25 protein-coding genes are annotated in these 22,711 nt (G+C 73.2%); 9 read left to right on the top strand and 16 right to left on the bottom strand.

Translation table 11 applies throughout. The annotated features are described in order from the left end of the window. Window positions 1–273: 273 nt before the first annotated feature. Window positions 274–852 (bottom strand): DUF3000 domain-containing protein, encoded by a 579-nt coding sequence (locus tag ACFQRI_RS23000; protein ID WP_380671945.1) that lies wholly within the window; start codon window positions 850–852, stop codon window positions 274–276. Window positions 853–1,047: 195 nt separating this feature from the next. On the opposite strand from ACFQRI_RS23000, the gene hemE reads away from it, so the two are divergent. Genes hemE through hemQ form a run of 3 tightly spaced genes read left to right on the top strand, consistent with a single transcriptional unit; the run spans window position 1,048 to window position 4,284 of the window. Then, window positions 1,048–2,133: a uroporphyrinogen decarboxylase gene (gene hemE / locus ACFQRI_RS23005; RefSeq protein WP_380671947.1), complete on the top strand. Its 1,086-nt coding sequence runs from the start codon at window positions 1,048–1,050 to the stop codon at window positions 2,131–2,133. Next, the gene (gene hemG / locus ACFQRI_RS23010; RefSeq protein WP_380671949.1) at window positions 2,133–3,584 is read left to right on the top strand and encodes a protoporphyrinogen oxidase; all 1,452 of its coding nucleotides are present in this window, start codon (window positions 2,133–2,135) and stop codon (window positions 3,582–3,584) included. Before hemE ends, hemG begins: the two co-directional genes overlap by 1 nt. A 4-nt stretch (window positions 3,585–3,588) precedes the next feature. Next, window positions 3,589–4,284 (top strand): hydrogen peroxide-dependent heme synthase, encoded by a 696-nt coding sequence (hemQ, locus tag ACFQRI_RS23015; protein ID WP_380671951.1) that lies wholly within the window; start codon window positions 3,589–3,591, stop codon window positions 4,282–4,284. A 58-nt stretch (window positions 4,285–4,342) separates the two neighbouring features. Here hemQ and msrB read toward each other — a convergent pair whose 3' ends face one another. Beyond that, entirely contained in the window at window positions 4,343–4,765 is a 423-nt protein-coding gene (gene msrB, locus ACFQRI_RS23020) for a peptide-methionine (R)-S-oxide reductase MsrB (protein WP_380671953.1), read from the bottom strand. A gap of 67 nt (window positions 4,766–4,832) precedes the next feature. Then, window positions 4,833–5,126, bottom strand: a complete 294-nt coding sequence (locus ACFQRI_RS23025) for a hypothetical protein (protein ID WP_380671955.1) — start codon at window positions 5,124–5,126, stop codon at window positions 4,833–4,835. Window positions 5,127–5,225: 99 nt separating this feature from the next. On the opposite strand from ACFQRI_RS23025, the gene ACFQRI_RS23030 reads away from it, so the two are divergent. After that, window positions 5,226–6,011: a DUF4389 domain-containing protein gene (locus ACFQRI_RS23030; protein ID WP_380671956.1), complete on the top strand. Its 786-nt coding sequence runs from the start codon at window positions 5,226–5,228 to the stop codon at window positions 6,009–6,011. 287 nt (window positions 6,012–6,298) lie between these two features. On the opposite strand, the gene ACFQRI_RS23035 is transcribed toward ACFQRI_RS23030, so the two are convergent. Continuing rightward, window positions 6,299–7,858 (bottom strand): alpha/beta fold hydrolase, encoded by a 1,560-nt coding sequence (locus tag ACFQRI_RS23035; RefSeq protein ID WP_380671957.1) that lies wholly within the window; start codon window positions 7,856–7,858, stop codon window positions 6,299–6,301. A gap of 158 nt (window positions 7,859–8,016) precedes the next feature. On the opposite strand from ACFQRI_RS23035, the gene ACFQRI_RS23040 reads away from it, so the two are divergent. Then, on the top strand, window positions 8,017–8,949 hold the full coding sequence (locus tag ACFQRI_RS23040) for an EamA family transporter (protein WP_380671958.1): 933 nt from the start codon (window positions 8,017–8,019) through the stop codon (window positions 8,947–8,949). Window positions 8,950–8,971: 22 nt separating this feature from the next. Here ACFQRI_RS23040 and ACFQRI_RS23045 read toward each other — a convergent pair whose 3' ends face one another. The 10 genes from ACFQRI_RS23045 to ACFQRI_RS23090 form a co-directional block, all read right to left on the bottom strand. Beyond that, window positions 8,972–9,865, bottom strand: a complete 894-nt coding sequence (locus tag ACFQRI_RS23045) for a 2-dehydropantoate 2-reductase (protein WP_380671959.1) — start codon at window positions 9,863–9,865, stop codon at window positions 8,972–8,974. A 10-nt stretch (window positions 9,866–9,875) separates the two neighbouring features. Next, on the bottom strand, window positions 9,876–10,973 hold the full coding sequence (locus ACFQRI_RS23050) for an ATP-dependent DNA ligase (protein ID WP_380671960.1): 1,098 nt from the start codon (window positions 10,971–10,973) through the stop codon (window positions 9,876–9,878). A gap of 1 nt (window position 10,974) precedes the next feature. Next, window positions 10,975–11,577: an alkaline shock response membrane anchor protein AmaP gene (gene amaP, locus ACFQRI_RS23055; RefSeq protein WP_380671961.1), complete on the bottom strand. Its 603-nt coding sequence runs from the start codon at window positions 11,575–11,577 to the stop codon at window positions 10,975–10,977. Beyond that, window positions 11,574–12,110: a DUF6286 domain-containing protein gene (locus ACFQRI_RS23060; RefSeq protein ID WP_380671962.1), complete on the bottom strand. Its 537-nt coding sequence runs from the start codon at window positions 12,108–12,110 to the stop codon at window positions 11,574–11,576. Before ACFQRI_RS23060 ends, amaP begins: the two co-directional genes overlap by 4 nt. A 3-nt stretch (window positions 12,111–12,113) precedes the next feature. Next, on the bottom strand, window positions 12,114–12,482 hold the full coding sequence (locus tag ACFQRI_RS23065) for an Asp23/Gls24 family envelope stress response protein (RefSeq protein WP_380671963.1): 369 nt from the start codon (window positions 12,480–12,482) through the stop codon (window positions 12,114–12,116). Next, window positions 12,479–12,661 (bottom strand): hypothetical protein, encoded by a 183-nt coding sequence (locus ACFQRI_RS23070; RefSeq protein WP_380671964.1) that lies wholly within the window; start codon window positions 12,659–12,661, stop codon window positions 12,479–12,481. The genes ACFQRI_RS23065 and ACFQRI_RS23070 overlap by 4 nt, the downstream gene beginning before the upstream one ends. Before the next feature lie 37 nt (window positions 12,662–12,698). After that, a complete protein-coding gene (locus tag ACFQRI_RS23075) occupies window positions 12,699–12,947 on the bottom strand; it encodes a hypothetical protein (RefSeq protein WP_380671965.1) in 249 nt (82 codons plus the stop codon). Window positions 12,948–12,974: 27 nt separating this feature from the next. Beyond that, window positions 12,975–13,283, bottom strand: a complete 309-nt coding sequence (locus ACFQRI_RS23080; RefSeq protein WP_380671966.1) for a hypothetical protein — start codon at window positions 13,281–13,283, stop codon at window positions 12,975–12,977. A gap of 23 nt (window positions 13,284–13,306) precedes the next feature. Then, window positions 13,307–13,816, bottom strand: coding sequence for an Asp23/Gls24 family envelope stress response protein (locus tag ACFQRI_RS23085; RefSeq protein WP_380671967.1), 510 nt, complete (start codon window positions 13,814–13,816; stop codon window positions 13,307–13,309). Between the two features lie 139 nt (window positions 13,817–13,955). Beyond that, complete coding sequence (locus ACFQRI_RS23090; protein ID WP_380671968.1) at window positions 13,956–14,705, bottom strand: pyrimidine reductase family protein; 750 nt, start codon at window positions 14,703–14,705, stop codon at window positions 13,956–13,958. A gap of 82 nt (window positions 14,706–14,787) precedes the next feature. Between ACFQRI_RS23090 and zapE the strand changes: the two genes are divergently transcribed. Beyond that, window positions 14,788–15,816: a cell division protein ZapE gene (gene zapE / locus ACFQRI_RS23095; protein WP_380671969.1), complete on the top strand. Its 1,029-nt coding sequence runs from the start codon at window positions 14,788–14,790 to the stop codon at window positions 15,814–15,816. A gap of 63 nt (window positions 15,817–15,879) precedes the next feature. Here the strand turns inward: zapE and rocD are convergent, their stop codons facing one another. Continuing rightward, window positions 15,880–17,118, bottom strand: coding sequence for an ornithine--oxo-acid transaminase (gene rocD / locus ACFQRI_RS23100; protein ID WP_380671970.1), 1,239 nt, complete (start codon window positions 17,116–17,118; stop codon window positions 15,880–15,882). 137 nt (window positions 17,119–17,255) lie between these two features. Here rocD and ACFQRI_RS23105 point away from each other — a divergent pair, with 137 nt between their 5' ends. Beyond that, window positions 17,256–18,326 (top strand): lactonase family protein, encoded by a 1,071-nt coding sequence (locus tag ACFQRI_RS23105; RefSeq protein ID WP_380671971.1) that lies wholly within the window; start codon window positions 17,256–17,258, stop codon window positions 18,324–18,326. 5 nt (window positions 18,327–18,331) lie between these two features. On the opposite strand, the gene ACFQRI_RS23110 is transcribed toward ACFQRI_RS23105, so the two are convergent. Next, window positions 18,332–19,960 (bottom strand): serine/threonine-protein kinase, encoded by a 1,629-nt coding sequence (locus ACFQRI_RS23110; RefSeq protein ID WP_380671972.1) that lies wholly within the window; start codon window positions 19,958–19,960, stop codon window positions 18,332–18,334. Window positions 19,961–20,180: 220 nt separating this feature from the next. Between ACFQRI_RS23110 and ACFQRI_RS23115 the strand changes: the two genes are divergently transcribed. Together ACFQRI_RS23115 and ACFQRI_RS23120 are read left to right on the top strand one after the other, a co-directional pair. Continuing rightward, window positions 20,181–21,692 carry a sugar ABC transporter ATP-binding protein gene (locus ACFQRI_RS23115; RefSeq protein WP_380671974.1) on the top strand — a complete coding sequence of 504 codons (1,512 nt, stop codon included), beginning with the start codon at window positions 20,181–20,183 and terminating at the stop codon, window positions 21,690–21,692. Continuing rightward, on the top strand, window positions 21,685–22,692 hold the full coding sequence (locus ACFQRI_RS23120; protein WP_380671976.1) for an ABC transporter permease: 1,008 nt from the start codon (window positions 21,685–21,687) through the stop codon (window positions 22,690–22,692). The genes ACFQRI_RS23115 and ACFQRI_RS23120 overlap by 8 nt, the downstream gene beginning before the upstream one ends. The last annotated feature ends 19 nt before the right edge of the window (window positions 22,693–22,711 follow it).

Consider the following 22,711-nt stretch of genomic DNA (forward strand, 5'->3'; position numbering starts at 1 on the left):
CGGGTGACTCTCTGCATTCGCCGTAACGTCAGAGCGTGGCCAGACGACTATCCCTGAATGCGCATCGTGAATAAGTTGCGAACTCAACCAGTTTTCGGTGGCCGCACAACGTTCGCGAACGAAAATCGGACATCGGCGTGTCGCACGATTTCGCGCTTCGGCGTGTCGTATCGGCGGCGTCGTTGCCGAGAGCGCTCGCAGTCTCCCGAAGGCGCGCGTCAGAAGCTACTCGGGCTCGCGGGGCGATGCAGCCGATGAACGGGTGGTCGCGGATCAGTCCTGCCGCGCTGCGCCGTTCGGCCGCCTGCCGAGCAGCGCAACCCCCTCGGGGGGAAGTCCTACCGCGCTGGCCATCAGTTCGTGGAACGCCGTGGCGTGCGGTGTCAGGTCCGGGTCGGTCGGCGTCCACGAGCCGCGCAGTTCCAGATCGTGACTGCGCTGCGGTCCGGCGATGTCGCCGAAGCGGGCCGAGGACGTCTGGGTGACCGTGCCGCCCAGCGCCGCGTGCGGAGCGCCGTGGTTCTCCAGCGCGTCGGTCAGCCAGGACCAGCCCACCGCCGGGAGCAGCGGATCGCCCGCGACCTCCGGATCCAGCTCGGCGCGCAGGTAGACCACCAGGCGAAGCACGCCGCCCCAGGCCTCCGGGCCGTCCGGGTCGTGCAGCAGCACGAGACGCGCGGTGGCCGGTTCTCCGGCGGGGCCGTCCACCTCCGCTGCCAGCGCGTGCGCCCAGGGGGCGAGGCGCTTGGGAGGACCGACCTCGCTGAGCTCGATCTCGGCACGCGGTTGAGGCGACGTCAACGCGGCAACCGCCTGCCGGAAAACTTCGGGCGCCGCCGACATCTCCGTCACGTCACCGACTCTATTCGTTCACCGGCGCGGGGTGGCGGAGGCACGCCGGGGGGAGCCCGGGCGCCGCGCGTGGCTCCGGGGGTGGCGTGCGAAGATTGCCGGTGCCAGCCCGGCCGGCCCCACGGCGCTCCGCACCGGCCTCGCGCGGGGGCTCCCGAGCCGGGATCCGACCAGACGTACGGACACCGACCTCCCATGACGAACTCCGCTCCGGTCTCGGCCCGACGGGACCTCGCCGACGCTCCTCTGCTCGTCGCCGCTCGCGGCGGCAGGCCCAGCCACACCCCCGTCTGGTTCATGCGGCAGGCCGGGCGGTCGTTGCCCGAGTACCGGTCGCTGCGCGAGGGCATCCCGATGCTGGAGGCCTGCCTGACGCCCGACCTGGCCAGCGAGATCACCATGCAGCCGGTGCGCAGGCACGGCGTGGACGCTGCGATCCTGTTCAGCGACATCGTGCTGCCGCTCTACGCCGCCGGGATCGGCCTGGACATCGTCCCGGGCACCGGGCCGGTGGTGTCCAACCCGGTCGGCGATGCGTCCGACGTGGCCGCGCTGCCCGCGCTGGACCCCGGGCAGGTCACCCCGGTGGCCGACACCATCGGGCTGCTGATCCGCGAGCTGGGCGAGACCCCGCTGATCGGCTTCGCCGGTGCTCCGTTCACCCTGGCCTCCTACCTGGTCGAGGGCGGTCCGAGCCGCAACCACGAGCGCACCAAGGCGCTGATGCACTCCGACCCGCAGACCTGGCACGCGCTGCTGGAGAAGCTCGCCGACACCACGCTGGAGTTCCTGCGGGTGCAGCTGCGCGCGGGCGTCGACGCGGTGCAGCTGTTCGACTCCTGGGCCGGTGCGCTCTCGCTGCGCGACTACCGCGAGTTCGTGCTGCCGCACAGCCGCCGCATCTTCGAGGGCATCGCCGAGGTCTCCGACGTGCCGAAGATCCACTTCGGCGTGGGCACCGGCGAGCTGCTGGGCACCCTGCGCACCGCGGGCGCCGACGTGGTCGGCGTGGACTGGCGCGTGGGCCTGGACGAGGCCGCCCTGCGGTTGCGGGCCGCCGAGCCCGCGGGCCCGGCCCCGGTGGTGCAGGGCAACCTGGACCCGGCGGTGCTGTTCGCCGGCTGGGACGCCGTCGAGCGCGAGGTGCACCGCATCCTGGAGGAGGGCCGCCAGGCGGGCGGGCACATCTTCAACCTCGGGCACGGCGTCCTGCCGTCCACCGACCCGGAGGTGCTGACCCGGATCGTGGAGCTGGTGCACACCGCGTCCGCGCAGCGCTGATGGCCCCCCGCGTCGCCGTCGTCGGTGGCGGCATCGCGGGCCTGTCCGCCGCGCACCGGCTGCGCACCGAGCTCGGCCCGGACGCCGAGATCGTGCTGCTGGAGCAGACCGGCAGGCTCGGCGGCAAGCTGCGCACGGTCGAGCTGGCCGGTACCCCCTACGACCTGGGCGCCGAGGCGTTCCTGGCCCGACGTCCCGAGGTGCTGCGGCTGGCCGAGGAGCTGGGCGTGGAGACCGAGGTGGTGCACCCGGCCGATGCGAGGGCCACGGTGCGCGCCGGCGGGCGCACCCGGCACCTGCCCGGCGGCACCGTGATGGGCGTGCCGGCCGAGGCGGACTCGGTGGCCGAGGTGCTCTCCGCGGACGGGGTGGCCGCGGTGCGCTCCGAGGCCGACCTGCCGCCGATCGACCTCGGCGGCGCGGACGCCTCGGTGGGCGGGCTGCTGCGCGAGCGGGTCGGCGACGAGGTCGTCGACCGGCTGGTGGAGCCGCTGCTCGGCGGGGTCTACGCGGGCGACGCCAACCGCCTCGGGCTGCGCGCGACGATCCCCGCGCTGGCCGCCGCGCTCGACGCGGGCGCTCCCTCGATCGCCGAGGCGGTCCGCTCGGCGCTGCCCGCCCCGCCGGCCCGCAACACCTCGCCGAAACCGGTCTTCGGCGCGTTCCGGGGCGGCTACCGCGAACTGATCGACCGGCTGCTGCTGGCCGCCGACGCGCAGGCGCGGCTGGGCCTGCCGGTGCGCGCGCTGGCCCGCACCGGATCGGGCTGGCGGTTGGAGATCGGTTCCGCGCCCGCTCCGGAGCACCTCGAAGCCGATGCCGTGGTGCTGGCCGTGCCGGCCCCGGCGGCGCGGCGCCTGCTGGCCGATCCGGTGCCCGCGGCCTCGGCTCGGCTGGCCGAGGTGGAGCTGGCCTCGATGGCGGTGATCGGCCTGGCCTTCCCGCCCGGCACGCCGCTTCCCGCGCACGACGGCGTCGCGGCCTCGGGCACGCTGATCGCCCGCGGCGAGCGGCGCGCCGACGGCACGCCGTTCACCGCCAAGGCGTTCACCTACTCCAGCAACAAGTGGTCGCACCTGCGCGGCGCGAACGGCGAGGTCCTGGTGCGCGGTTCGGTGGGCCGCTTCGGCGAGGTCGCCGAGCTGCAGCGCGAGGACGCCGACCTGCTGGCCGACGTGCGGGCCGACCTGGCCGAGCTGACCGGGATCACCGCCGAGCCGGTGGATTCGGCGGTGCTGCGCTGGGGCGGGGGGCTGCCCCAGTACGGGGTCGACCACCTGGCGCTGGTCGACGAGGTCGAGCGGGCGGTGGCCGAGGTGCCCGGTCTGGCGATCGCGGGAGCCGCGCTGCACGGCGTCGGCGTGCCCGCGTGCGTGGCCACCGGCGAGGCCGCGGCGACCGGGATCACCCGGGGCCTGCTGCGGGCCGGTGGCCGTGAGGTGGGACGATAGGGCCATGGCGCGGCTGAACTACGACGAGCTCAACAACACCATCCGCTACACCACGTGGTCGGTCTTCCGGATCGAGCAGGGAACCCTGCCCGAGGACCGGGACAAGGCCGCGCAGGCGACCCAGGAGTACCTGGACTCGCTGGCCGATGCGGGCGTGACCGTGCGGGGCGTCTACGACGTCTCCGGTCTGCGCGCCGACGCCGACTACATGATCTGGTGGCACGCCGAGGCGGTCGAGGCGGTGCAGGCCGCCTACACCGGCTTCCGCCGCGAGACCCCGCTCGGCCAGTGCTCGGAACCGGTGTGGAGCAACACCGCGCTGCACCGCCCCGCGGAGTTCAACAAGTCGCACATCCCGGCGTTCATGGCCGGTGAGGAGCCGAAGAAGTACATCTGCGTGTACCCCTTCGTGCGGTCCTACGAGTGGTACCTGCTGCCGGACGAGGACCGCCGCCAGATGCTGGCCGACCACGGGAAGGCGGCCCGGGACTTCCCGGACGTGCGCGCCAACACGGTCGCGTCCTTCGGGCTGGGGGACTACGAGTGGGTGCTGGCCTTCGAGGCCGACGAGCTGCACCGCGTCGTGGACCTGATGTGGCGCATGCGCGGCACCGAGGCCCGCCTGCACGTGCGCGAGGAGACCCCCTTCTACACCGGCCACCGCGTCGAGGTCGCCGAGCTCGTCAACCGGCTGCCCTGACCGAGGTCGTCCGGCCGGGGATCTCGCAGCGCGGGGTCCCCGGCCGGATCGCCGTCGCTCAGCTCTCCGCCGGGATCAGGCGGACCGCGACGGAGTTGATGCAGTAGCGCTGGTCGGTGGGCGTCGGGTAGCCCTCGCCCTCGAAGACGTGGCCGAGGTGGCCGTGGCACGCGGCGCACAGCACCTCGGTGCGGGTCATGCCCATGGAGCGGTCCTGGCGGAGGATCACCGCATCGCTGTCGGCCGGGTCGTAGAACGACGGCCAGCCGCAGTGCGACTCGAACTTGGTCTCGCTGCGGAACAGCTCGGCCCCGCAACCGCGGCACTCGTAGACACCGGTGGTCTTGGTGTCGACGTACTCGCCCGTCCACGGCCGCTCGGTGGCGGCTTGGCGCAGCACCGCGTACTCCTCGGCGGTGAGCTGCTCCTTCCACTCCTGCTCGCTCCTGGTGACCTTCGGTGTGTCAGCGACCGGATCCATGCCTCCACGCTAATCCGGCGGGAGATCGAGTGCGACGCCCGGCCGCGCCGATCGAGTCGCAGGCCACTCAGCCCAGGAACGTGTCGAGCACGAACACCACCGCGTTCCAGATCGTGAACAGCACGCCGAAGAGGATCAGCACCACCACGATCACCGCCAGGAGCCTGCGGTGCCCGCCGGTGCGGTTGGCGCTCTGCGCGAAGTCGTCGACCCCGCGCAGCATGCCCTCGACGGTGGCCTTGGAACCGGTGCGCGCCATGCGCGCGCGGTGCTCGGCGAAGGCCCGGACCTCCGGATCGTCGTGGTCGAGGTCCTCGAGGTCGCCGAAGCGATCGGTTTCCTCCGGTTCGCCGCGCTGCATCGCCCCAGCCTAGCTGCCCGCGGTCCGGTGCCGCGCACGTCCTGCCCGAACTCCCAGGTCAGGCTATGGTCGGATGACCTTGGTGCTGGAGGAGGGCGGATGACGGATCAGGTCGAGCCGGGGCGCTTCCTGCCGGAGATGATGATCGCGGTGCCCGAGCGGCAGCGCCGGTGGACCGTCCTGCTGCGGGCGCTGCTGCTGATCCCGCACTTCGTCGTGGTGTGGGCGCTGGGCATCGCGGCGAACGTGGTGGTGTTCATCGGCTGGTGGGCGGCGTTGTTCCTGGGCAGGCTGCCGGAGTGGATCTCCGGCTTCCTGGCGCTCTACGTCGATTACTCGACCAGGGTCAGCGCGTCGAGCATGCTGCTGATCGACACCTACCCGACGTTCGTGATCTCGGGTCCGGACGAGGCCCTGCGCACCGAGTTCCACCCGGGACGGCTCAACCGGCTGGCCGTGCTGTTCCGGTTCGTCCTGCTCATCCCGGCCGCGATCGTCTCCGGCCTGGTGATGGCGGGCTGGTCGGTGCTGGCCTTCTTCATCTGGCTGATCGTGCTGGTCGCGGGGCGCACCCCGCGCCCGATCTTCGACGCGTCCGCCGCGGCGCTGCGCTACAACTTCCGCACCAACGCCTACGTGCTCCTGCTGACCGGGTCCTACCCGAAGAAGCTGTTCGGCGACGAGGCCGCCGAACCGAAGCCGCCTCGCGTGTCCTACGGAACCCGCCCGCTGACGATGTCGTCCGGGGGCCGGGCGCTGCTGATCGCGTTCCTGGTCCTCGGCGTGCTGGGCATCGCGGGCAGCGCGGCGAGCTCGGCCGCCCAGCAGCCGCCCTGCGACCCGTACGGCCACGGGTACGCCACGGGTTGCGCGTACGCCGAATGAGCTGGTGCCGCGCGGCGGTGGTTACCGATCGCAGCGGGCAGCGGCACATCCGTTCGGCTGGTCGAGCGACCCGCTTTCGCTCGGCCAGCGGTGTCCGCGCCGGATGATCTGCGAGGACCATCGGGGCTGCTGGATTCCACGATGATGGGAGGCCAGGATGGTCCGCTCCGAAGAGCAGGTCCCTCGGGCCGGTGGGTGCAACTGCTGCGCCAGCTGCACCGGCCCGTCCTGCGGCTGCTGCTCGAGCTGCGGCTGAGCGGCGGTGGTCTGCCCGGCGTGCTGCGGGATCACGCTGGGCAGACCATGCCCTCGGTGGGCACCGCGCCCTGGACCGCGTACCGGGTGATCGCCTCGGTGACGCACGTCGAGCGCCCCAGCGCTCCGTGCCCGGCGCCCTGCCAGCGCACCTGGACCCCGGTGGGCAGCTGCTGGGCCATGTGATCGGTGCTCAGCGCGAGCTCCTGCGGGTCGTGCGCGGTGGTGATGACCGGGATCGGCGGCAGGTCCCCGCGCCGCGGCACCGGCAGCGGGCGCTGCGGCACCGGCCAGGAGCCGCACCACACGATCCGCTGCGCCGCGACGCCCCCGAACAGCGGGAACCGCTTGACCCAGTCCGCGGCCAGCTGGCCGCTGCGCTGCGGCGGCACCCGCAGCGTGGTGTCGTTGCAGGTGGTGATCACGTCGCCGTCCAGCCAGGGCGGGTTCTGGCCCTGCGGCGCGAGCAGCGGGGCGCTGAGCTCGGCCAGCCCAGTCCCGTCCCCGCGCGCGCCGGCGGCCAGCGCCTCGGCCAGCTGAGGCCAGGAGTCCTGGTCGCGCAGGCCGATCTGCAGCGCGCGCACCACGCGGCCGGCGGGCACCGGACCGCTCGGCGCGGGTAGCGGTTCCTCGCGGGTGCGCTCGACCAGGTCGCGCACCGCGCGCCGCGGATCCGGGCCCAGCGGGCAGCCGTTGGAGGTGCACTGCTGGGCGAAGACGTCGAAGGTCCGCTCGGCGGCCTGCGCTCGCGACTCGGCCCTGCCGATCGCGTCGCGGGTCGGGTCCGGAGCCCCGTCGAGCACCATCCGGCCGACCGAGCTCGGGTAGCGCTCGGCGTAGGTGGTCAGCACTCGGGAGGCCTCGCCGCGGCCGATCAGGTGCAGCTTCGGCACGCCCAGCTCCAGGCGCAGCTCCTCCAGGTCGGAGGCCGTCCGCCAGGAGTCGTAGGCCTGCAGCCGCTCGTCGAGGGTCAGCAAGCACTCCTGGCTGGCCGACACCACCGAGTCCAGCAGCCGGTCGAGCGTCCGGCGCTCGGTGGCGCGCGGGTCGAAGCCGACGATGCTCTCGCGGTCCTGGGGCTTCATGCAGTCGGCCGGATCGGACTCGCCGGTGCCGCGGCGGTCCATGCCGATGATGTCGAAGGTGTTGCGCAGCGCGGGCGGCAGCTGCACGGCGAGCCGGGCGGCGAAGACCGTGCCGGGTTCGCCGTTGACGTCGCCGAGGACCACCAGCGGCACGCGGGTGCCGTCGCCGATGCGGATGAGCGAGTTGCGCTGGGTGCCGCGCTCGGGAGCTTCCGGGGAGTCGAGGGTGGTCAGCAGCCGCGCGCAGGAGAACGTCAGATCCGGCGGTGCGCCGCCGAGCTCGTCGCGGGTCCGATGGGTGCAGTCCTCCCAGTGCAGCGCGTCGGCCGCGGGTCCGCCCAGCGGCGGGACGGGGGCCGGTTCGGGCGGGTTCGGGCCGGGCGCCACCTGCTGCTCGCTGTCGCGGTAGGCGACCGCGGGGCGGTCCGACGGCCCGGCCGTGCACCCGGTGACCACCAGCAGCAGCAGCGGCAGCAGGGCCGCGACCCGCTTGATGTTGCGCGGCACGGTTTCTCCTCGTCGACAAGGCCCGGTGGTCGCGGTCAGCATCGCATGATCGGCGTGAGACCCCGGTGAGACCCCTGGGGGCGCTCCGGACGAACCGATAGCGTGGCTAAGGAGGGTGTTGGCGGTCCCATCCGGGCCGCGAGTCGGAAAGGGGAGACGTGCAGGTCGCTCAGGTGGGGTCCGGGGTTTCGGGCTCGCGCGGACGGGGTGGTGGGCGGCTGTCGGCCGCGGCGCTCGGAGCGGTTCCGCCCCCGCTGATGGTGATGGTCGGCGTGATCAGCGTGCAGGTGGGTGCCGCCTTCGCCAAGCAGCTGTTCGCCCAGGCCGGAGCGTCCGGCGTCGTGGCGATGCGGTTGCTGTTCGCCGCGCTGATCCTGCTCGCGGTCTACCGGCCCGCGCTGCGCGCCGACTGGCGGACGCTGCGGGTCATCGCGGGCTACGGCGCGGTGCTGGCCGGGATGAACGCCTGCATCTACCAGTCCTTCGAGCGGATCCCGCTGGGCGCGGCGGTGACCATCGAGTTCCTCGGCCCGCTGGCGGTGGCGCTGTTCGGATCCCGCCGCAAGCTCGACGTGGTGTGGGCGGTGCTGGCCGGGATGGGCGTGTTCCTGCTGTCCCGGGTGGAAGGCGGTCTGGACTGGGTCGGCGTGCTGTTCGCCCTCGCGGCCGGCGCCTGCTGGGCCGGTTACATCCTGCTGGGCGCCAAGCTGGGCAGCCGCACCACCGGAGGTTCGGGCCTCGCGCTGGCGATGGCCTTCGGCGCGCTGCTGGCCACCCCGATCGGCATCGCCGAGGCGGGCACCGCGCTGCTGAACCCGACCGTGCTGGTGGCGGGCTTCGTGGTCGCCCTGATGTCCTCGGTCATCCCCTACAGCCTCGAACTGGAGGCCCTGCGCCGGATGCCCGCCCGCGTGTTCGGCATCCTGATGAGCACCGAACCGGCGGTGGCGGCCCTGGCCGGCCTCATCGTGCTGCACGAGCTGCTCACCGGTTGGCAGTGGATGGCGATCGGCTGCGTGGTCGTCGCCTCGGTCGGGTCGGTGACCACCACCGGGAAACCGGAGGAGTCCACCGACCCGCCGGCCAACTGACGCGAGCGCGGGTCCCGCGACCTCAGGGAGCGGGCAGCCGCGCGGGACGGCAGGCCCGCAGCAGGGTGAGCAGGGTGCGGTTGAGCGGGACGTCGATGTGGTGACGCTCGGCGGCGCGCACCAGGACACCGGTGATGTGCTCGTGCTCCATCGGCAACCCCGCCACCCGGTCGTAGAGCATCGAGGTGCCGTTGGTCGGCGGCATCTTCCGGACGTAGTCGCCGAGCACCTGCTCGGCGTCGTCCTGGGTGAGGTCGGCGCCCTCGGCGCGCGCCACCTCGATGGCCTCGGTGAGCACCCCGGCGCTGAGCTCGCGCACGTCGGGGTCGGCGAGCACGTCGAGCCTGCGCAGGGTCAGCGCCGTGATCGGGTTGGGCGCCAGGTTGGTGAGCATCTTGCGCCACGCGGCGGTGCGGAAGTCCTCGGTCTCCCGGATCCGCACCCCGCTGCCCTCCAGCAGCGCGGTGAACCGCGCGCCGAGGTCGCCCCGCGGCACCTGCACGCTCGCCGGGGAGCGGCGCACCACGTGGCCGGGCTCGACCCGCTCGGCGCCGACGTAGATCAGCGCGGGCAGCACGGGTCCGCTCACCTGGGAGACCGATTCGCGGTGCTCGACGCCGTTCTGCACCACGACCAGGGGAGTGCGGCCGTCGTCGAGCTCGCGCAGCCAGCCCGCCGCGCCCGGCACGTCGTGCACCTTGGTCGTCAGCAGCGCCCAGTCGACCTCGCCGAGCTCGCTCGGGTCGGTCGCCACGGTCACGGGGATGTCCTCGGTGCCGTCCGGGGTCTGCACGGTCAGCTTCTCGAACGGGGTGCGCACGCACATCGTCACCTGATGCCCCGCGGCGTGCGCTGCCTCCGCCAGCACGCCGCCGATGCCGCCCGAACCGATCACCGCGATGCGTTGTCCAGCCACACCGCGGAGATTACCGGTCCGAACGACCCCTGCGATCGGCCTCGCCGGTGAGCACCGCGTCCAGGTCGTAGCGCGCCGGTTCGAAGAGCTGGTCGTAGCGGCAGGACTCCGGGTCCCGGTCGGGGCGCCACCGGACGAACTGGGTGGTGTGCCGGAAGCGCGCCGGGTGCCCGCCCTCGGTGTGGTCGTAGGAGACCTCCACGACCCGCTCCGGGCGCAGCGGGACCCACGACTGCTCCCCGCTGCTCCACCGGCTGACCGATCCGGGCAGTCGCCTGCCCTCGGGCGCGCCCACCCACGGGTGCTCGCCGTCGGTGATCAGCTCGGCGAGCTCGGCGGCCAGCTCCCGCCGCCGCGCAGCGGTGAAGGCCCCGACCACGCCGACGTGGTGCAGCACGTCGTGCTCGTCGTGCAGGCCCAGCAGCAGCGATCCGATCGCGGTGCCCGGTTCGGCCTTGGCGTGCCAGCGAAGCCCGGCCACCACGCAGTCGGCGGTGCGCGAGTGCTTGATCTTGCGCATGGTGCGCTTGCCCGGCGCGTACGGATCGGTCGTGCGCTTCGCGATGATCCCGTCCAGGCCGGCGCCCTCGAACACCCGGTACCACTCCTCGGCGAGCACCGGGTCGTCGGTGACCGGGGTGGTGCGCAGCCCGCCGCGTTCGAGGCCGAGCCCGGCGAGCAGCTCCCGGCGCTCGGACAGCGGTGCGCCGGTGAGGTCGCGGTCGTCGAGGGCCAGCAGGTCGAAGGCGATGAAGGTGGCCGGGGTGCGCTCCGCGAGGGCGCGAATCCTGCTGTCGGCCGGGTGGATCCGCTCGCTGAGCAGGTCCCAGTCGAGCCGCTCGCCCTGCTCGTCGCTGCTGATGACCACCAGCTCCCCGTCCAGCACCGCGGGTCGATCCAGTTGCGCGGCAACGGCTTCCAGCACCTCGGGGAAGTAGCGCTGCAGCGGCCTGCCGGTGCGCGACTGCAGCCGCACCTGATCCGGCTCGGCGAACACCAGGCAGCGGAACCCGTCCCACTTCGGCTCGAACAGCATCCCCGGCTCGCGGGGAACCGCCCGCACCGGCGCGGCCAGCATGGGATCGACCGGCGGCTCCAGCGGCAGCACGTCAGCGCACCCGCTGCTTGGGCGCCCGGTCCAGGCGCAACCGGATCGCGGTCGGCAAGGTCTCGGTGCCCAGCGCCTCGCGGGCGCGGGCGAGGACCTTGTGGTCGAGCTCCTCCCACACGTGCCGGACGTCGGTGCCCTCTTCGAGGGACAGCGTCAGCCGCAGCGAGGGTTCGCGGTCGGTGCCCGCCATCCGCACCCGGGCCCGCTGCACCCCGGTCACCCGCTCGGCGTCGGCGCGCACCGCGCCCGTCAGCGCCCCGGCGGTGACCTTGAGGTCTCCCGCGTCGGCGTGCTCCAGCCGCAGGTCGGGACGCTGCTCGGGGCGCAGCGCCCGGACCAGCCACCACAGCCCGAGCACGAAGAGCGCGAGGCCAGCGGCCAGCCCCACCCACAGCGCGAGCGAGGCGTGGTCCCGGAGCCACTGCACGGCGAGCGGATCGGCCACCGGGCGCCGCGCGCGGAACTCCCCGAGCCAGCCGGATCCCACCAGCAGCGCGGCGGCTCCGAGCACCAGCGCGACCAGCGCCAGGAAAGCCACGACACCGCGCTCGAAGCCGGCGCCGCGGCCGGACGGGGTGCGGGAGGGCTGCACCTCGCTCATCGCCGCTCCTTCGGGTTCCCCACCGCCACCAGCACCTTCGGCGTGCTGCGCAGCGGGAGGTCGTGCACGGCCCGCTCGGCGGTCGCGGTCAGCCGGTCGCGCAGGTCCCCGGCCTGGGCGTAGCGGGGCGTGGCGCGGACCTTCACCCGCTTGCCCCCCGCGGTCACCGTCGCCCCGGCGACGCCGTCCTGGTCGCGGACCTGGTGACCGACCAGGCGGGCCAGCGATCGCGAGTCGGTGGTCACGGTGACCTCGGGCGCCGGATCGTGCAGCCGGACCTCCTTGTTGCCCGAGCGGGCGGTCAGGACCAGCAGCACGAGGCCGAGCGCGAGCAGCCCGCCCGCGACCAGCCGAACCGAGGTGGCCTGCCAGGTGACCGCGCCGAGCGCGGAGACCACCGCGCCCGGCGCGATGATCAGCCCGTCGTCGGCGGGCCGGGCCAGCGCCCAGCCGCACTCGACGGCCAGCAGCAGCCCGAGCGCGGCGAGTACCAGGCCCAGCAGGGCGGCGAGGAGTCGGATCAGCAGGCGCATCGCTCACTCCACCCGGGGCGCCGGGGCCGCCGGGATCAGTCCGGTCACGTTCACGTCGACGCTGCGCACCGCGCAGCCGGCGATCCGGGCGAGGTCCTGCTCCACCCGGGTGCGGATCGAGGCAGCGGCATCGCGCACCGGCGCCGGGTAGCGCAGCGCGACGTTCAGCCGCACCCGCAGGGCGTCCTCCGGGCCGCTGATCTCCGCGGTCGACGCGTGCTTGCGGCGCTCCCGCGCGCACCCGGCGTCCACATCGGCCGCGTGCGCGGCGATCTTGCGCAGCACCGCGCGGTTGACGTGCAGCTCGCCGCGCTCCTCGGGTTCGGCGAGCCCGGAGGCCCGCTCGACGGGGGCCTCGGCGGTGGTGGTCATCGCCGGTCCTTGCCGCGGCCGAGCAGGTCGCCGATCTCCAGCTCCCCGTCCAGGATCCGGCCGATCACCAGGCCGACCACGCCGACCAGCAGGGCGATCAGGAATCCGGAGAATCCGCCGACCGCGCCGGCGGTGCCGAGGATGAGCCCGGCGAGCAATCCGGTCTGCGTTCCGTTCATCGTCGTAGGCCTCCAGGGAAGGGGAACGGCCCGGCGGTCACCGGACGCGGGGCGGGCGGTGGTGGCGCCACCACCAGGTGCGGAAGCGGAAGAGCACGCCGCGGGCGCCACCGGGCCGGACCACGATCGGCGCGTCGAAGCGCGGGTCCTCCTGCGGAGCTCCGGCGCGCAGCCGGGCCAGGCCCGCGGCGAAGACCTCCGGATCGCCTCCGACGTCCGGGTGGTTGGCCCGGACGAAGGCCCGGATCTCGGCGCGCGTCGCGCGGTCGTGCTGCACGTCCACCATGATGCGCCTCCCGCCGGTGCAGGCCAGTCATTCCACGCGATCGGACTCGTGGCTCTCGTCGTCGGTGACCACGTCGGAGACGACGACGTCCACCGGGCGGCCGAGCTGCTCGCTCAGCTGCGCGCGCAGCTCCTCGGCGGTCTCCTGCAGCGGCCGGTCCATCCGCAGCGCCACGCCGATCTCGGCGGGGGCGTCCTCGGGCAGCCGCACCCCGACGACCTTGTCGCCGGGCAGGTACGAGGCGATCTCGCCGAACCGGCCGCCGTGCAGCCGGGCCACCGACGGGTGCGCCAGCACCTGCTCGGCGACCTCCTGCGGGCTCGGCTGCTGCGACATCGGCGCTCCACGCGGTTCGCTGATCACTCCACGCGGGACTGTACGGGCCGGGACTCGTCGTCGTCCTCCGGGAAGTGGATGTCGTTGACCGCGATGTTGACCTCGGTGACCTCCAGTCCGCACATCCGCTCCACGGCGGTGATCACGTTGCGCCGCACCGAGCGCGACAGGTCCACGATCGACGCCCCGTACTCGACCACGATGTCGATGTCCACGGCGGCCTGCTTCTCGCCGACCTCGACCTGCACGCCCGAGGTGGAAGACGTTCCGCTGCCGGGAATCCGGTCGCGCAGGGCGCCGAAGGCGCGCGAGACGCCGCCGCCCATCGCGTGCACCCCGGAGACCTCGCGGGCCGCGATGGCGGCGATCTTCTGCACCACCCCGGCGGCGATGGTCGTCTTGCCCTGGGAGGTCTCGTCGGCGAGCCGCGAGGGCGAGCCGCCGGACCTCGTCTCCGGGATGCGCTGCTCGGTGTTCGTCGACTGGCCGACGCCGGTCGACTGACCCGTGGTGGCGCCGCTGTTCTGGGCCATGGAAATCGAGCTCCTTCCCGCTCGCGCCGGAGCCGAACCTCCGGTGTGGTGCCGCGCTGACCGCCCGCACCTGCCCCGAGGGTGTCCCAGCTGCGGGCGCGTCACCATTCGAGTGCGACGGCCACTCCCGCCCCGGCCGTCACTCCCGCATTCTTCCGTAGCGCAGCAGCAGCATCGAATCGGCGTGCAGCACCGATTCCAGGCGCATGCCGCGCGGCGTTCCCGCTCCCGGCGAGGTGGCGATCCGCCCGGCGTCACCGCTGGTCAGGGTGGGGGAGAGGGTCAGGCACAGCTCGTCGACCAAGTCCTGGTCGAGCAGCGCCCCGAGCAGCCTGGGACCGCCTTCGCAGCCGACGCGGCGCAGCCCGCGGGCGTCGAGCTCGGCGAGCGCGGAGGTCAGATCCACCCGTTCGTCGCCCGCGATCACCACGTCCGCGCCGGCCGCTGCCAGAGCGTCGCGGTCGGCGGCGGGCGCGGCGGCGCAAGTGAGCACGATCGGGGGTACTTCGGTGTCGGTGAGCAACGGGCTGTCCGGTGCCAGCGAGGCCGTCGAGGTCACCAGCGCCAGCGGTGGCACCCGGGACAGCCCGAGCCGGTCGCGGCGCTCGGCGCGGGCCGGGGTCCGCCGGATGCCGCGGTAGTCCTCGGCCACCGCCGTGGACAGCCCGACCAGCACCACGTCGGAGAGGTCGCGGATCAGCGAGAGCACCTTGCGGTCGGCGGGACCCGACATCGGTCGGGAGCTGCCGTCGACGCTGACCGCGCCGTCCAGGCTGGAGATCATGTTCGCCCGCACCCACGGGCGTCGCAGGCCCTCCGGGTAGCGGTAGTGGGCTTCCAGTTCGTCGGTTCGCGGTGCGCCGTCCACCGGCCAGAGTTCGTCGACCACCCGCCAATGATGGAGCGCGGGTGAGCAGGAGCACGCCGCGGGTGGGCCTGCGCTGCCCGGCCGCGGTTATAGAGTCGGGCGCATGAATTTCGCCCGTCTGGTCGACCGCCGTCCTGAGCTCACCCCGGACGAGATGGTCCAGGCGATGACCCCGCCGCCCCGGTTCGAGTCCGCCCGCTTCGAGACCTACATCCCGAACCCGGACGAGCCGAGCCAGGCGCAGGCGGTGCGCGACTGCTCCGGCTTCGTCGAGCGCGTCAACGCCGCCTCGGCGGGCGGGTCGTGGCTGCGCGGGATCTTCGGCGGCAAGAAGAAGCAGGCCGAGGGCAAGCGCGGGCTCTACCTCGACGGCGGGTTCGGCGTCGGCAAGACGCACCTGCTGGCCTCGCTGTGGCACGCCACCGAGGGGCTCAAGTCCTACGGCACCTTCGTGGAGATCACCAACCTGGTGGGCGCGCTGGGCTTCGCCGAGACGGTGCGGCGGCTCTCCGAGCACCGGCTGCTGGCCATCGACGAGTTCGAGCTCGACGACCCGGGCGACACCATGCTGGTCACGCAGCTGATCGCCAAGCTCACCGACGCGGGCGTGCACGTGGCGGCGACCTCGAACACGCTGCCGGACAAGCTCGGCGAGGGCCGCTTCGCCGCGGTGGACTTCCTGCGCGAGATCCACGCGATGTCCGAGCGCTTCGGCGTGGTGCGGGTCGACGGCCCGGACTACCGGCACCGCGGTCTGCCGGAGGCGCCGCCGCCGACCAGCGACGAGGAGCTCTCCAGGCTGGCGGAGGCCACCGACGGCTCCACCTTCGACGACTTCGACGCCCTGTGCGGCTACCTGGCCGGTCTGCACCCGTCCAAGTACGGGCGGCTCGTCGACGACATCACCGCGGTGCACCTCTCCGGGGTGCGCGCGGCCCCGGACCAGGACGTGGCGCTGCGGCTGGTCGCGCTGGCCGACCGGCTCTACGACCGGGCGATCCCGGTCCGGGTCAGCGGCGAACCGCTGAGCGCCCTCTTCACCGAGGAGATGCTGCAGGGCGGCTACCGCAAGAAGTACCTGCGCGCGATCAGCAGGCTCACCGCGCTGTCCCGCGACCTGACGCGGTCGTAGGTCCGGACAGGAGAAGCCCCCGCGCACCTGCGCGGGGGCTTCTCCTGTCGGAGCAGGCGGGTCTCAGCTGCCGAGGACGTCGACGATCGCGTCGACGCCCTCGTCGAGGTCCTCGCGGCTGATGGTCAGCGGCGGGGCGATGCGCAGCGTGGTGTCCTGGGTCTGCTTGCACAGCACGCCGCGCGAGGCCAGCGCCTCGCTGGCCTCGCGGCCCGACGGCCCGCCCTCGGCGATCTCCACACCGGCCCACAGGCCGCGACCGCGGGTCGCGGACACCCCGCGCCCGACCAGTTCGCCGAGGCGCTGGTGCAGGTGCGCGCCGAGCTCCAGGGAGCGCTGCTGGTACTCGCCGGTGGACAGCAGACGGATCACCGCGCGGCCCACCGCGCAGGCCAGCGGGTTGCCGCCGAAGGTCGAACCGTGCTGACCGGGCTGCAGCAGGCCGAGCACCTCGTCGCTGCCGACGACCGCCGACACCGGCAGGATGCCCCCGCCGAGCGCCTTGCCGAGCGTGTAGAGGTCGGCGCGGATCCCGTCGTGCGCGCTGGCCAGCAGCTCACCGGTGCGGGCGAGCCCGGACTGGATCTCGTCGGCGATCAGCAGCACGCCGCGCTCGTCGCACAGCCGCCGCAACCGCGGCAGGTAGTCGGCGGGCGGCACGACCACGCCGGCCTCGCCCTGGATCGGCTCGACCAGGATCGCCGCGGTGCGCTCGGTGATCGCGGCCTCGACGGCGTCGGCGTCGCCGTAGGGGGTGACCACGAAGCCGGGGGTGTACGGTCCGAACTCGGCGCGGGCCTCCTCGTCGGTGGAGAACGAGACGATGGTCGTGGTGCGCCCGTGGAAGTTCGAGCCGGCCACGATGATCTCCGCCCGGTTCTCCGGCACGCCCTTGACCTGGTAGGCCCACTTGCGGGCGAGCTTGATCGCCGACTCGACGGCCTCGGCACCGGAGTTCATCGGCAGCACCCGGTCGGTGCCGGTCAGCTCGGCGAGCTCCTGGCAGAACGGCCCCAGCTGGTCGTGGTGGAACGCGCGGCTGGTCAGCGTCACCCGGCCGAGCTGCTCGGTGGCCGCGGCGATCAGATCCGGGTTCTGGTGGCCGAAGTTCAGCGCCGAGTACCCGGCCAGGAAGTCCAGGTAACGACGTCCGTCCACATCGGTCACCCAGGCGCCGGATGCCTCGGCGATCACGACCGGGAGCGGGTGGTAGTTGTGCGCGCTGTAGCGCTCGTCTAGCGCGATGAACTCGTCGGCGCGGGACGTGGTGTCGAGGTTTGCCGAGACGCTGGTCATGGGCATTAGGTTATGTCCCCAGAAGCGGAGAATTCAGCCGCGAGGCATTGCTTGTCGGGACGGTTCGTTGCGCGGTCTCACCTGATCGCGTTGTTTTGTTGTCCTGGTGGGTGATCTGTCGGTGAACCGCCCGCACCGGCACCATGGGACGCAGCGACGAGAGCGAGGTGCAGATGCCGGACAGCGGTGCCTACCGGGTGTACCTGGGGGCCTACACGACCGGTGACGACGTCGCCGGGATCGGGATGGCCGAGGCCGATGGGGGTGGTGCGCTGCGGGCCACCGGGCGCGTCGCCGCGGTCGCCGATCCGTCGTTCCTTGTGCTGGCCCCGGACGGCGGCACGGTCTACGCGGTCTCCGAACGCCAGGAGGGACGGGTGGTAGCGCTGTCGGTGCGCCCCGACGGGACGCTGCGCGAGCTGAACTCGCAGCCGACCGGGGGATCGGAGCCGTGCCACCTGAGCGTGCACCCGTGCGGCCGCTACCTGCTCGCCGCCAACTACCGCTCGGGCAGCATCGCGGTCCACCCGATCGGGGAGGGCGGGGCGCTGCGCGCGGCGACCCACGTGGTGCAGCACAGCGGTAGCGGGCCCAACCCGCACCGCCAGGAGGGGCCGCACGTCCACCAGGTGCTGGCCGATCCCGCCGGACGCGTGCTCGCGGTCGACCTCGGCTCCGATTCGGTGCACGTATACGACTTCGACACCGACACCGGGCATCTCAGCGACGACCGCGCGATCGCGCTGCGCCCCGGGTCGGGACCGCGCCACCTGGCCTTCCACCCGGACGGCGAACGCGGGTACCTGCTCAACGAGCTGGCCTCGTCGATCACCGAGTTCGACTACGACGCGCGCACCGGGGAGCTCACCCCGCTGCGCACCCTGTCCACGCTGCCCCCGGACTACGCGCGGGCCAACCTCGCCGCCGAGGTCGTGGTGGACCCGCGCGGCCGGTACGTGTTCGCCTCCAACCGCGGCCACGACAGCATCGCGGTCTTCGACGCCGAAGCGGCCGACGGCGAGCTCCGCCTGGTCGACATCCGCCCGGCGGGCGTTTCCGGTCCCCGCCACATCGCGCTCTCCCCGGACGGGTCGACGTTGCTGGTGGCGGGTCAGCGCAGCAACGACGTCCTCGCCCTCACCGCGGACGACCTCGCCCCGCTCGGCGATCCGGTTCCGGCGCCGAGCCCGACCTGCGTGCTGCCGGTGGCCTGAACGGCTCACAGCATCCGGGAGTCGTAGCGGCCGGGGGCGTACTGCCCCAGGGCCTCGCGGACCTTGCGGGCCTGCTGCCTGCGGGTGATGATCCCGCCGGTCGCGCCGATCGGGAACACCGTGGCGCCACCGTGGTAGCGGCCGACCCGGTGCCACGGCCGGGAGGGCGGGACCGACCCGTCGGTGAACCACACCGCCAGCGCCGCCGACTTGCCCTTCCCGGCGACGCCCACCCGCGAGACCTGCGACCACGGGATCTCCCGGGTCATGCCCAGACGGGAGACCACCACGCCCTCGGAATTGATCTTCAAACGCAGGTGCGGGACGAGCGCTCGCAGGACCGACCAGACCAGCCCGAGGACCAGCAGCGCCACTCCGATCTGGGCGGCGAGCACCGCGGTGTCGCCGCCTGCGGGCAGCAGCCCGGCCGCACCGGGGCCCAGGAAGCGGGCCGCGGCGTACGCGCCCAGCAGCAGCAACGCGAACACGAACGCCCAGATCACCGATCCGGCCCGTCCTGCGGTGCGGAACTCGGGTCCCGGCCCGTCCCGCCGCACCCGCGGTTCGCTGCGGGTCTGCTGCGGTTGCCGGGGGCGGATCGGCTCGCCCATCGGCGGTCGCGCGGGCGGCTGCGCCCGCGGGGGCTGCGCGGGCCGGCCCGGCGCGGGCGCCGGGGCGGGTGGCTGCGCGGGCGGGACCTGCAGCGTCGCGGGCTTCGGCGCGCCGACCGGCGTCGGCTGCGGCGGGGGAGCCTGCGCGGTGCGCTGCAGCTCGGTGGTGTGCTGGGTGATCACCGCGGTGATCGACGGCGGCAGCCAGCCGCTGCCCTGCGGTTTGGTCTCGCCGATGCGGTCCAGCAGCTGAGCCGGGGTCGGTCGCGCGGCCGGGTCCTTGGCCAGGCAGTCGGCCAGCAGCTCGCGCAGGCCCGCGGGAACCTCCGACAGGTCGGGCTCGCCGTGCGCGACGCGGTAGAGCAGCGCCGCCGTGCTCTCCTCGCCGAAGGGCCCGGTCGCGGTGGCGGCGAAGGCCAGCACCGCGCCGAGGGAGAACACGTCGCTGGGCGGGCCGACGTCGGCGCCCAGCGTCTGCTCGGGGGAGAAGAAGCCGGGCGTGCCCAGGAATATCCCGGTCGCGGTCAGCGAGTGCCCGGTCATCGCGCGGGCGATGCCGAAGTCGATGACGCGCGGGCCGTCCGGGCCGAGCAGGACGTTGGCGGGCTTGAGGTCGCGGTGCACCAGGCCGGCTTCGTGGATGGCCACCAGCGCCTCGGCCAACCCGGCGCCGAGGCTGCGCACGGTGGCCTCGGGCAGCGGGCCGTGGTCGGAGACCGCCGCGTGCAGGGTCGGGCCGGGGACGTACTCGGTGGCCAGCCACGGCTGCTCGGCATCGGGATCGGCGCTGACCACCGCGGCGGTCCAGAACCCGCCCACCGAGCGCGCGGCCTCGGCCTCGCGGCGGAACCGCTCGCGGAACTCCGGGTCCTCGGCGAGGTCGGCGCGGATCAGCTTGACCGCGACGATCCGGCCGCCGCGGGAGCGTCCGAGGTAGACCCCGCCCATCGCCCCGCTGCCGAGCCGCGCCAGCAGCCGGTAGTCGTCGACCGCCGTCGGGTCGCTCGCCAGCAACGGCTGCACGTGCTTCGCCCCCAGTCCGCCGAACGTCCCTTTCCCCGCCGAGCTTACGTACCCGGGGCCGGGCGTGTCCGGCCGACGCTCGGCCGGGCCCGTTCGCGATGCGGCCAGTAATCGGTTACTTGGCTTTGTGGCAAGTCTTTCGCCCGTTCGGTCCGCGTGGGTATGATCCGGCGCACCGCGAGCCTGGAACGCGATCGACGAGGATCGAGGGAGGCGCGTCGTGGCACCCGATGAGCAGGCACGTCCCGCCGTCGCGCTGCGCGGCGTCGGCAAGCGGTTCCCCGGCGTGGTGGCCGTCGACGACGTGACCCTCGACGTCCCGCCCGGCGAGGTGCACGTGTTCGCGGGCGAGAACGGCGCGGGCAAGTCGACACTGATGAAGCTCATCGCCCAGGTGGATGAACCCAGCAGCGGGCACGTCGAGCTCGACGGGCAGCGGGTCGACTTCCGCGGCCCCGGCGCGGCGCGCCGCCTCGGGGTGTCCATGGTCCACCAGGAGTTCGCGCTGGCCCCCGACCTGTCGGTGGCCGAGAACCTGTTCATCGGCGACGAACCCGGGCGCGGTGGTTGGATCTCGCGGTCGGACGAGCGCCGCGCGGCCGGTCGGCTGCTGGAGCGCGTGGGGCTCGACGTCGATCCGGGCAAGCGGGTGGCGCTGCTGTCCACAGCGGAGCAGCAGCGCGTCGAGCTGGCCAAGGCCCTGGCGGTGCGGGCGAAGGTGCTCATCCTCGACGAGCCGACCGCGAGCCTGACCGAGCGGGAGACCGAGGAGCTGTTCGGCATCGTCCGGGAGCTCACCGCCCAGGGCATCGCGGTGCTCTACATCTCGCACCGGCTCGACGAGATCTTCGAGATCGGCGACCGCGTCACCGTGATGCGCGACGGCGCGGTGGTGGAGACCAGCCGGGTGACCGAACTGGACGAAGCGCGCCTGGTGCAGCTCATGGTCGGCCGCGACGTCGCCAACCTCTACCCGCGCACCCACCAGGCCCCCGGCGAGGTGCGGTTGCGGGTGGACGGCCTCAGCCGCGGGGATCTCGTGCACGACGTGTCCTTCGAGGTCCGGGCGGGCGAGATCGTCGGGCTGGCCGGGCTGGTCGGTGCCGGGCGGACCGAACTGGCCAGGGCCGTCTTCGGCGCCGAGCCACCGGACCGCGGCGCGATCGCGCTGGACGGGAGGGAGCTCCGCATCCGCGGTCCCGCGGACGCGATCGCCGCCGGCATCGGCTACCTCACCGAGAGCCGCAAGGAGGACGGGCTCGCGCTGCAGCTGGGCGTGGACAAGAACATCACCCTTGCCAAGCTGCCGATGCTGCGGCACGGGCTGATCGACCTCTCCGGCGAGCGCCGCATCGCCGAGCGCCAGCGCGACGCGCTGCGCATCCGGGTGCCGTGGGTGGGCCGCCCGGTCAACACGCTCTCCGGCGGAAACCAGCAGAAGGTGGTGCTGGCCCGCTGGTTGGAGACCGGCGCCGAGGTGCTGTTCTTCGACGAGCCCGGCCGCGGCATGGACGTCGGCGCCAAGTCCGAGATGTTCCAGCAGATGGATCTGCTGGCCGAGCGGGGCAAGGCCGTGGTGCTGATCTCCAGCTACCTGCCGGAGCTGCTCAACATGTGCGACCGGATCCTGGTCATGCGCGGCGGCCGGATCACGGGCGAGGTGCCGCGCGCGGAGTTCTCCGAGGAACGCGTGGTCGCGCTCGCGACCGGAGCGAGGAGCAACCATGACTGAGCCGAAATCGGACTCGACCGCCGCGAGCGGGCCGCTGGGCGGCCTGCGCGACCGGCTGTCCGGGGCGATCTCGCAGGTCGCCGCGGCCGGTGCGCTGATCGTGGTGTTCGTGATCCTGTCGATCGTCGCGCCGTCGTTCCTCAGCGCCGACAACCTGTTCAACCTCGGGTCGCAGACCTCGGTGAACGCGGTGATGGCCGTCGGCGTCACCCTGGTGATCATCACCGGCGGCATCGACCTGTCGGTCGGGTCGGTCGCGGCGCTGTCCGGGGTCATCGGCGTGATGCTGATGGCCGACTTCGGGTTCAACCCGCTGCTGGGCATCCTCGGCGGCGTCGCGGTGGGCGCGGCCGCCGGCCTGGTCAACGGGCTGCTGGTGTCGGTGGTCGGACTGCCGCCGTTCATCGCCACGCTCGGAATGCTCAGCGTCGGGCGAGGTCTCGTGCTCATCGTCACCGGAGCGGTGGCGGTGTTCGGGGCCCCGGACTCGTTCCGGCTGCTCGGGCAGGGAGTGATCGGCGCGCTGCCGATCCCGGTGCTGCTGATCGTGGTGGTCGCCCTGCTGGGGCACCTGGTGCTCACCCGCACCAGGCTCGGCCGCTACGCCTACGTGATGGGTTCCAACCTGGAGGCCGCGCGGCTGTCCGGTGTTCCGGTCAAGCGCTACACCACGTCGGTGTACGTGCTCTCCGGCGCGCTGGCCGGGCTCGGCGGCATGATCGCGGCGTCGCGGATCAACTCCGGCCAGCCGAACTTCGGCGAGGGCCTGGAGCTGGACGTGATCGCGGCGGTGGTCATCGGTGGCGCCAGCCTCTTCGGCGGGCGCGGCACCGTGCTCGGTTCGCTGATCGGGGCCTTCCTGGTCGCGGTGATCCGCAACGGCGCGGTGCAGCTCAACATCGGCACCTTCTACCAGAACGTGCTGATCGGCGTGATCATCTGGCTGGCCGTGTGGTGGGACTACTACCAGCGCCGCAAGCTCGGCCGGGAAGCCGGATAGCGAAACTCGCGAAGAGCAA

This window comes from Saccharopolyspora griseoalba (assembly GCF_042665275.1).
In the GTDB taxonomy this organism is placed as follows: Bacteria; Actinomycetota; Actinomycetes; order Mycobacteriales; family Pseudonocardiaceae; genus Saccharopolyspora; species Saccharopolyspora griseoalba.

What these genes read in the sequence shown, in the direction of transcription:
- hemE (WP_380671947.1), top strand. Translation starts at nt 1,048, where the DNA reads ATGACGAACTCCGCTCCGGTCTCGGCCCGACGGGACCTCGCCGACGCT.
- hemG (WP_380671949.1), top strand. Translation starts at nt 2,133, where the DNA reads ATGGCCCCCCGCGTCGCCGTCGTCGGTGGCGGCATCGCGGGCCTGTCC.
- hemQ (WP_380671951.1), top strand. Translation starts at nt 3,589, where the DNA reads ATGGCGCGGCTGAACTACGACGAGCTCAACAACACCATCCGCTACACC.
- msrB (WP_380671953.1), bottom strand. Translation starts at nt 4,765, where the DNA reads ATGGATCCGGTCGCTGACACACCGAAGGTCACCAGGAGCGAGCAGGAG.
- ACFQRI_RS23025 (WP_380671955.1), bottom strand. Translation starts at nt 5,126, where the DNA reads ATGCAGCGCGGCGAACCGGAGGAAACCGATCGCTTCGGCGACCTCGAG.
- ACFQRI_RS23030 (WP_380671956.1), top strand. Translation starts at nt 5,226, where the DNA reads ATGACGGATCAGGTCGAGCCGGGGCGCTTCCTGCCGGAGATGATGATC.
- amaP (WP_380671961.1), bottom strand. Translation starts at nt 11,577, where the DNA reads ATGAGCGAGGTGCAGCCCTCCCGCACCCCGTCCGGCCGCGGCGCCGGC.
- ACFQRI_RS23060 (WP_380671962.1), bottom strand. Translation starts at nt 12,110, where the DNA reads ATGCGCCTGCTGATCCGACTCCTCGCCGCCCTGCTGGGCCTGGTACTC.
- ACFQRI_RS23065 (WP_380671963.1), bottom strand. Translation starts at nt 12,482, where the DNA reads ATGACCACCACCGCCGAGGCCCCCGTCGAGCGGGCCTCCGGGCTCGCC.
- ACFQRI_RS23070 (WP_380671964.1), bottom strand. Translation starts at nt 12,661, where the DNA reads ATGAACGGAACGCAGACCGGATTGCTCGCCGGGCTCATCCTCGGCACC.
- ACFQRI_RS23075 (WP_380671965.1), bottom strand. Translation starts at nt 12,947, where the DNA reads ATGGTGGACGTGCAGCACGACCGCGCGACGCGCGCCGAGATCCGGGCC.
- ACFQRI_RS23080 (WP_380671966.1), bottom strand. Translation starts at nt 13,283, where the DNA reads ATGTCGCAGCAGCCGAGCCCGCAGGAGGTCGCCGAGCAGGTGCTGGCG.
- ACFQRI_RS23085 (WP_380671967.1), bottom strand. Translation starts at nt 13,816, where the DNA reads ATGGCCCAGAACAGCGGCGCCACCACGGGTCAGTCGACCGGCGTCGGC.
- zapE (WP_380671969.1), top strand. Translation starts at nt 14,788, where the DNA reads ATGAATTTCGCCCGTCTGGTCGACCGCCGTCCTGAGCTCACCCCGGAC.
- rocD (WP_380671970.1), bottom strand. Translation starts at nt 17,118, where the DNA reads ATGCCCATGACCAGCGTCTCGGCAAACCTCGACACCACGTCCCGCGCC.
- ACFQRI_RS23105 (WP_380671971.1), top strand. Translation starts at nt 17,256, where the DNA reads ATGGGACGCAGCGACGAGAGCGAGGTGCAGATGCCGGACAGCGGTGCC.
- ACFQRI_RS23120 (WP_380671976.1), top strand. Translation starts at nt 21,685, where the DNA reads ATGACTGAGCCGAAATCGGACTCGACCGCCGCGAGCGGGCCGCTGGGC.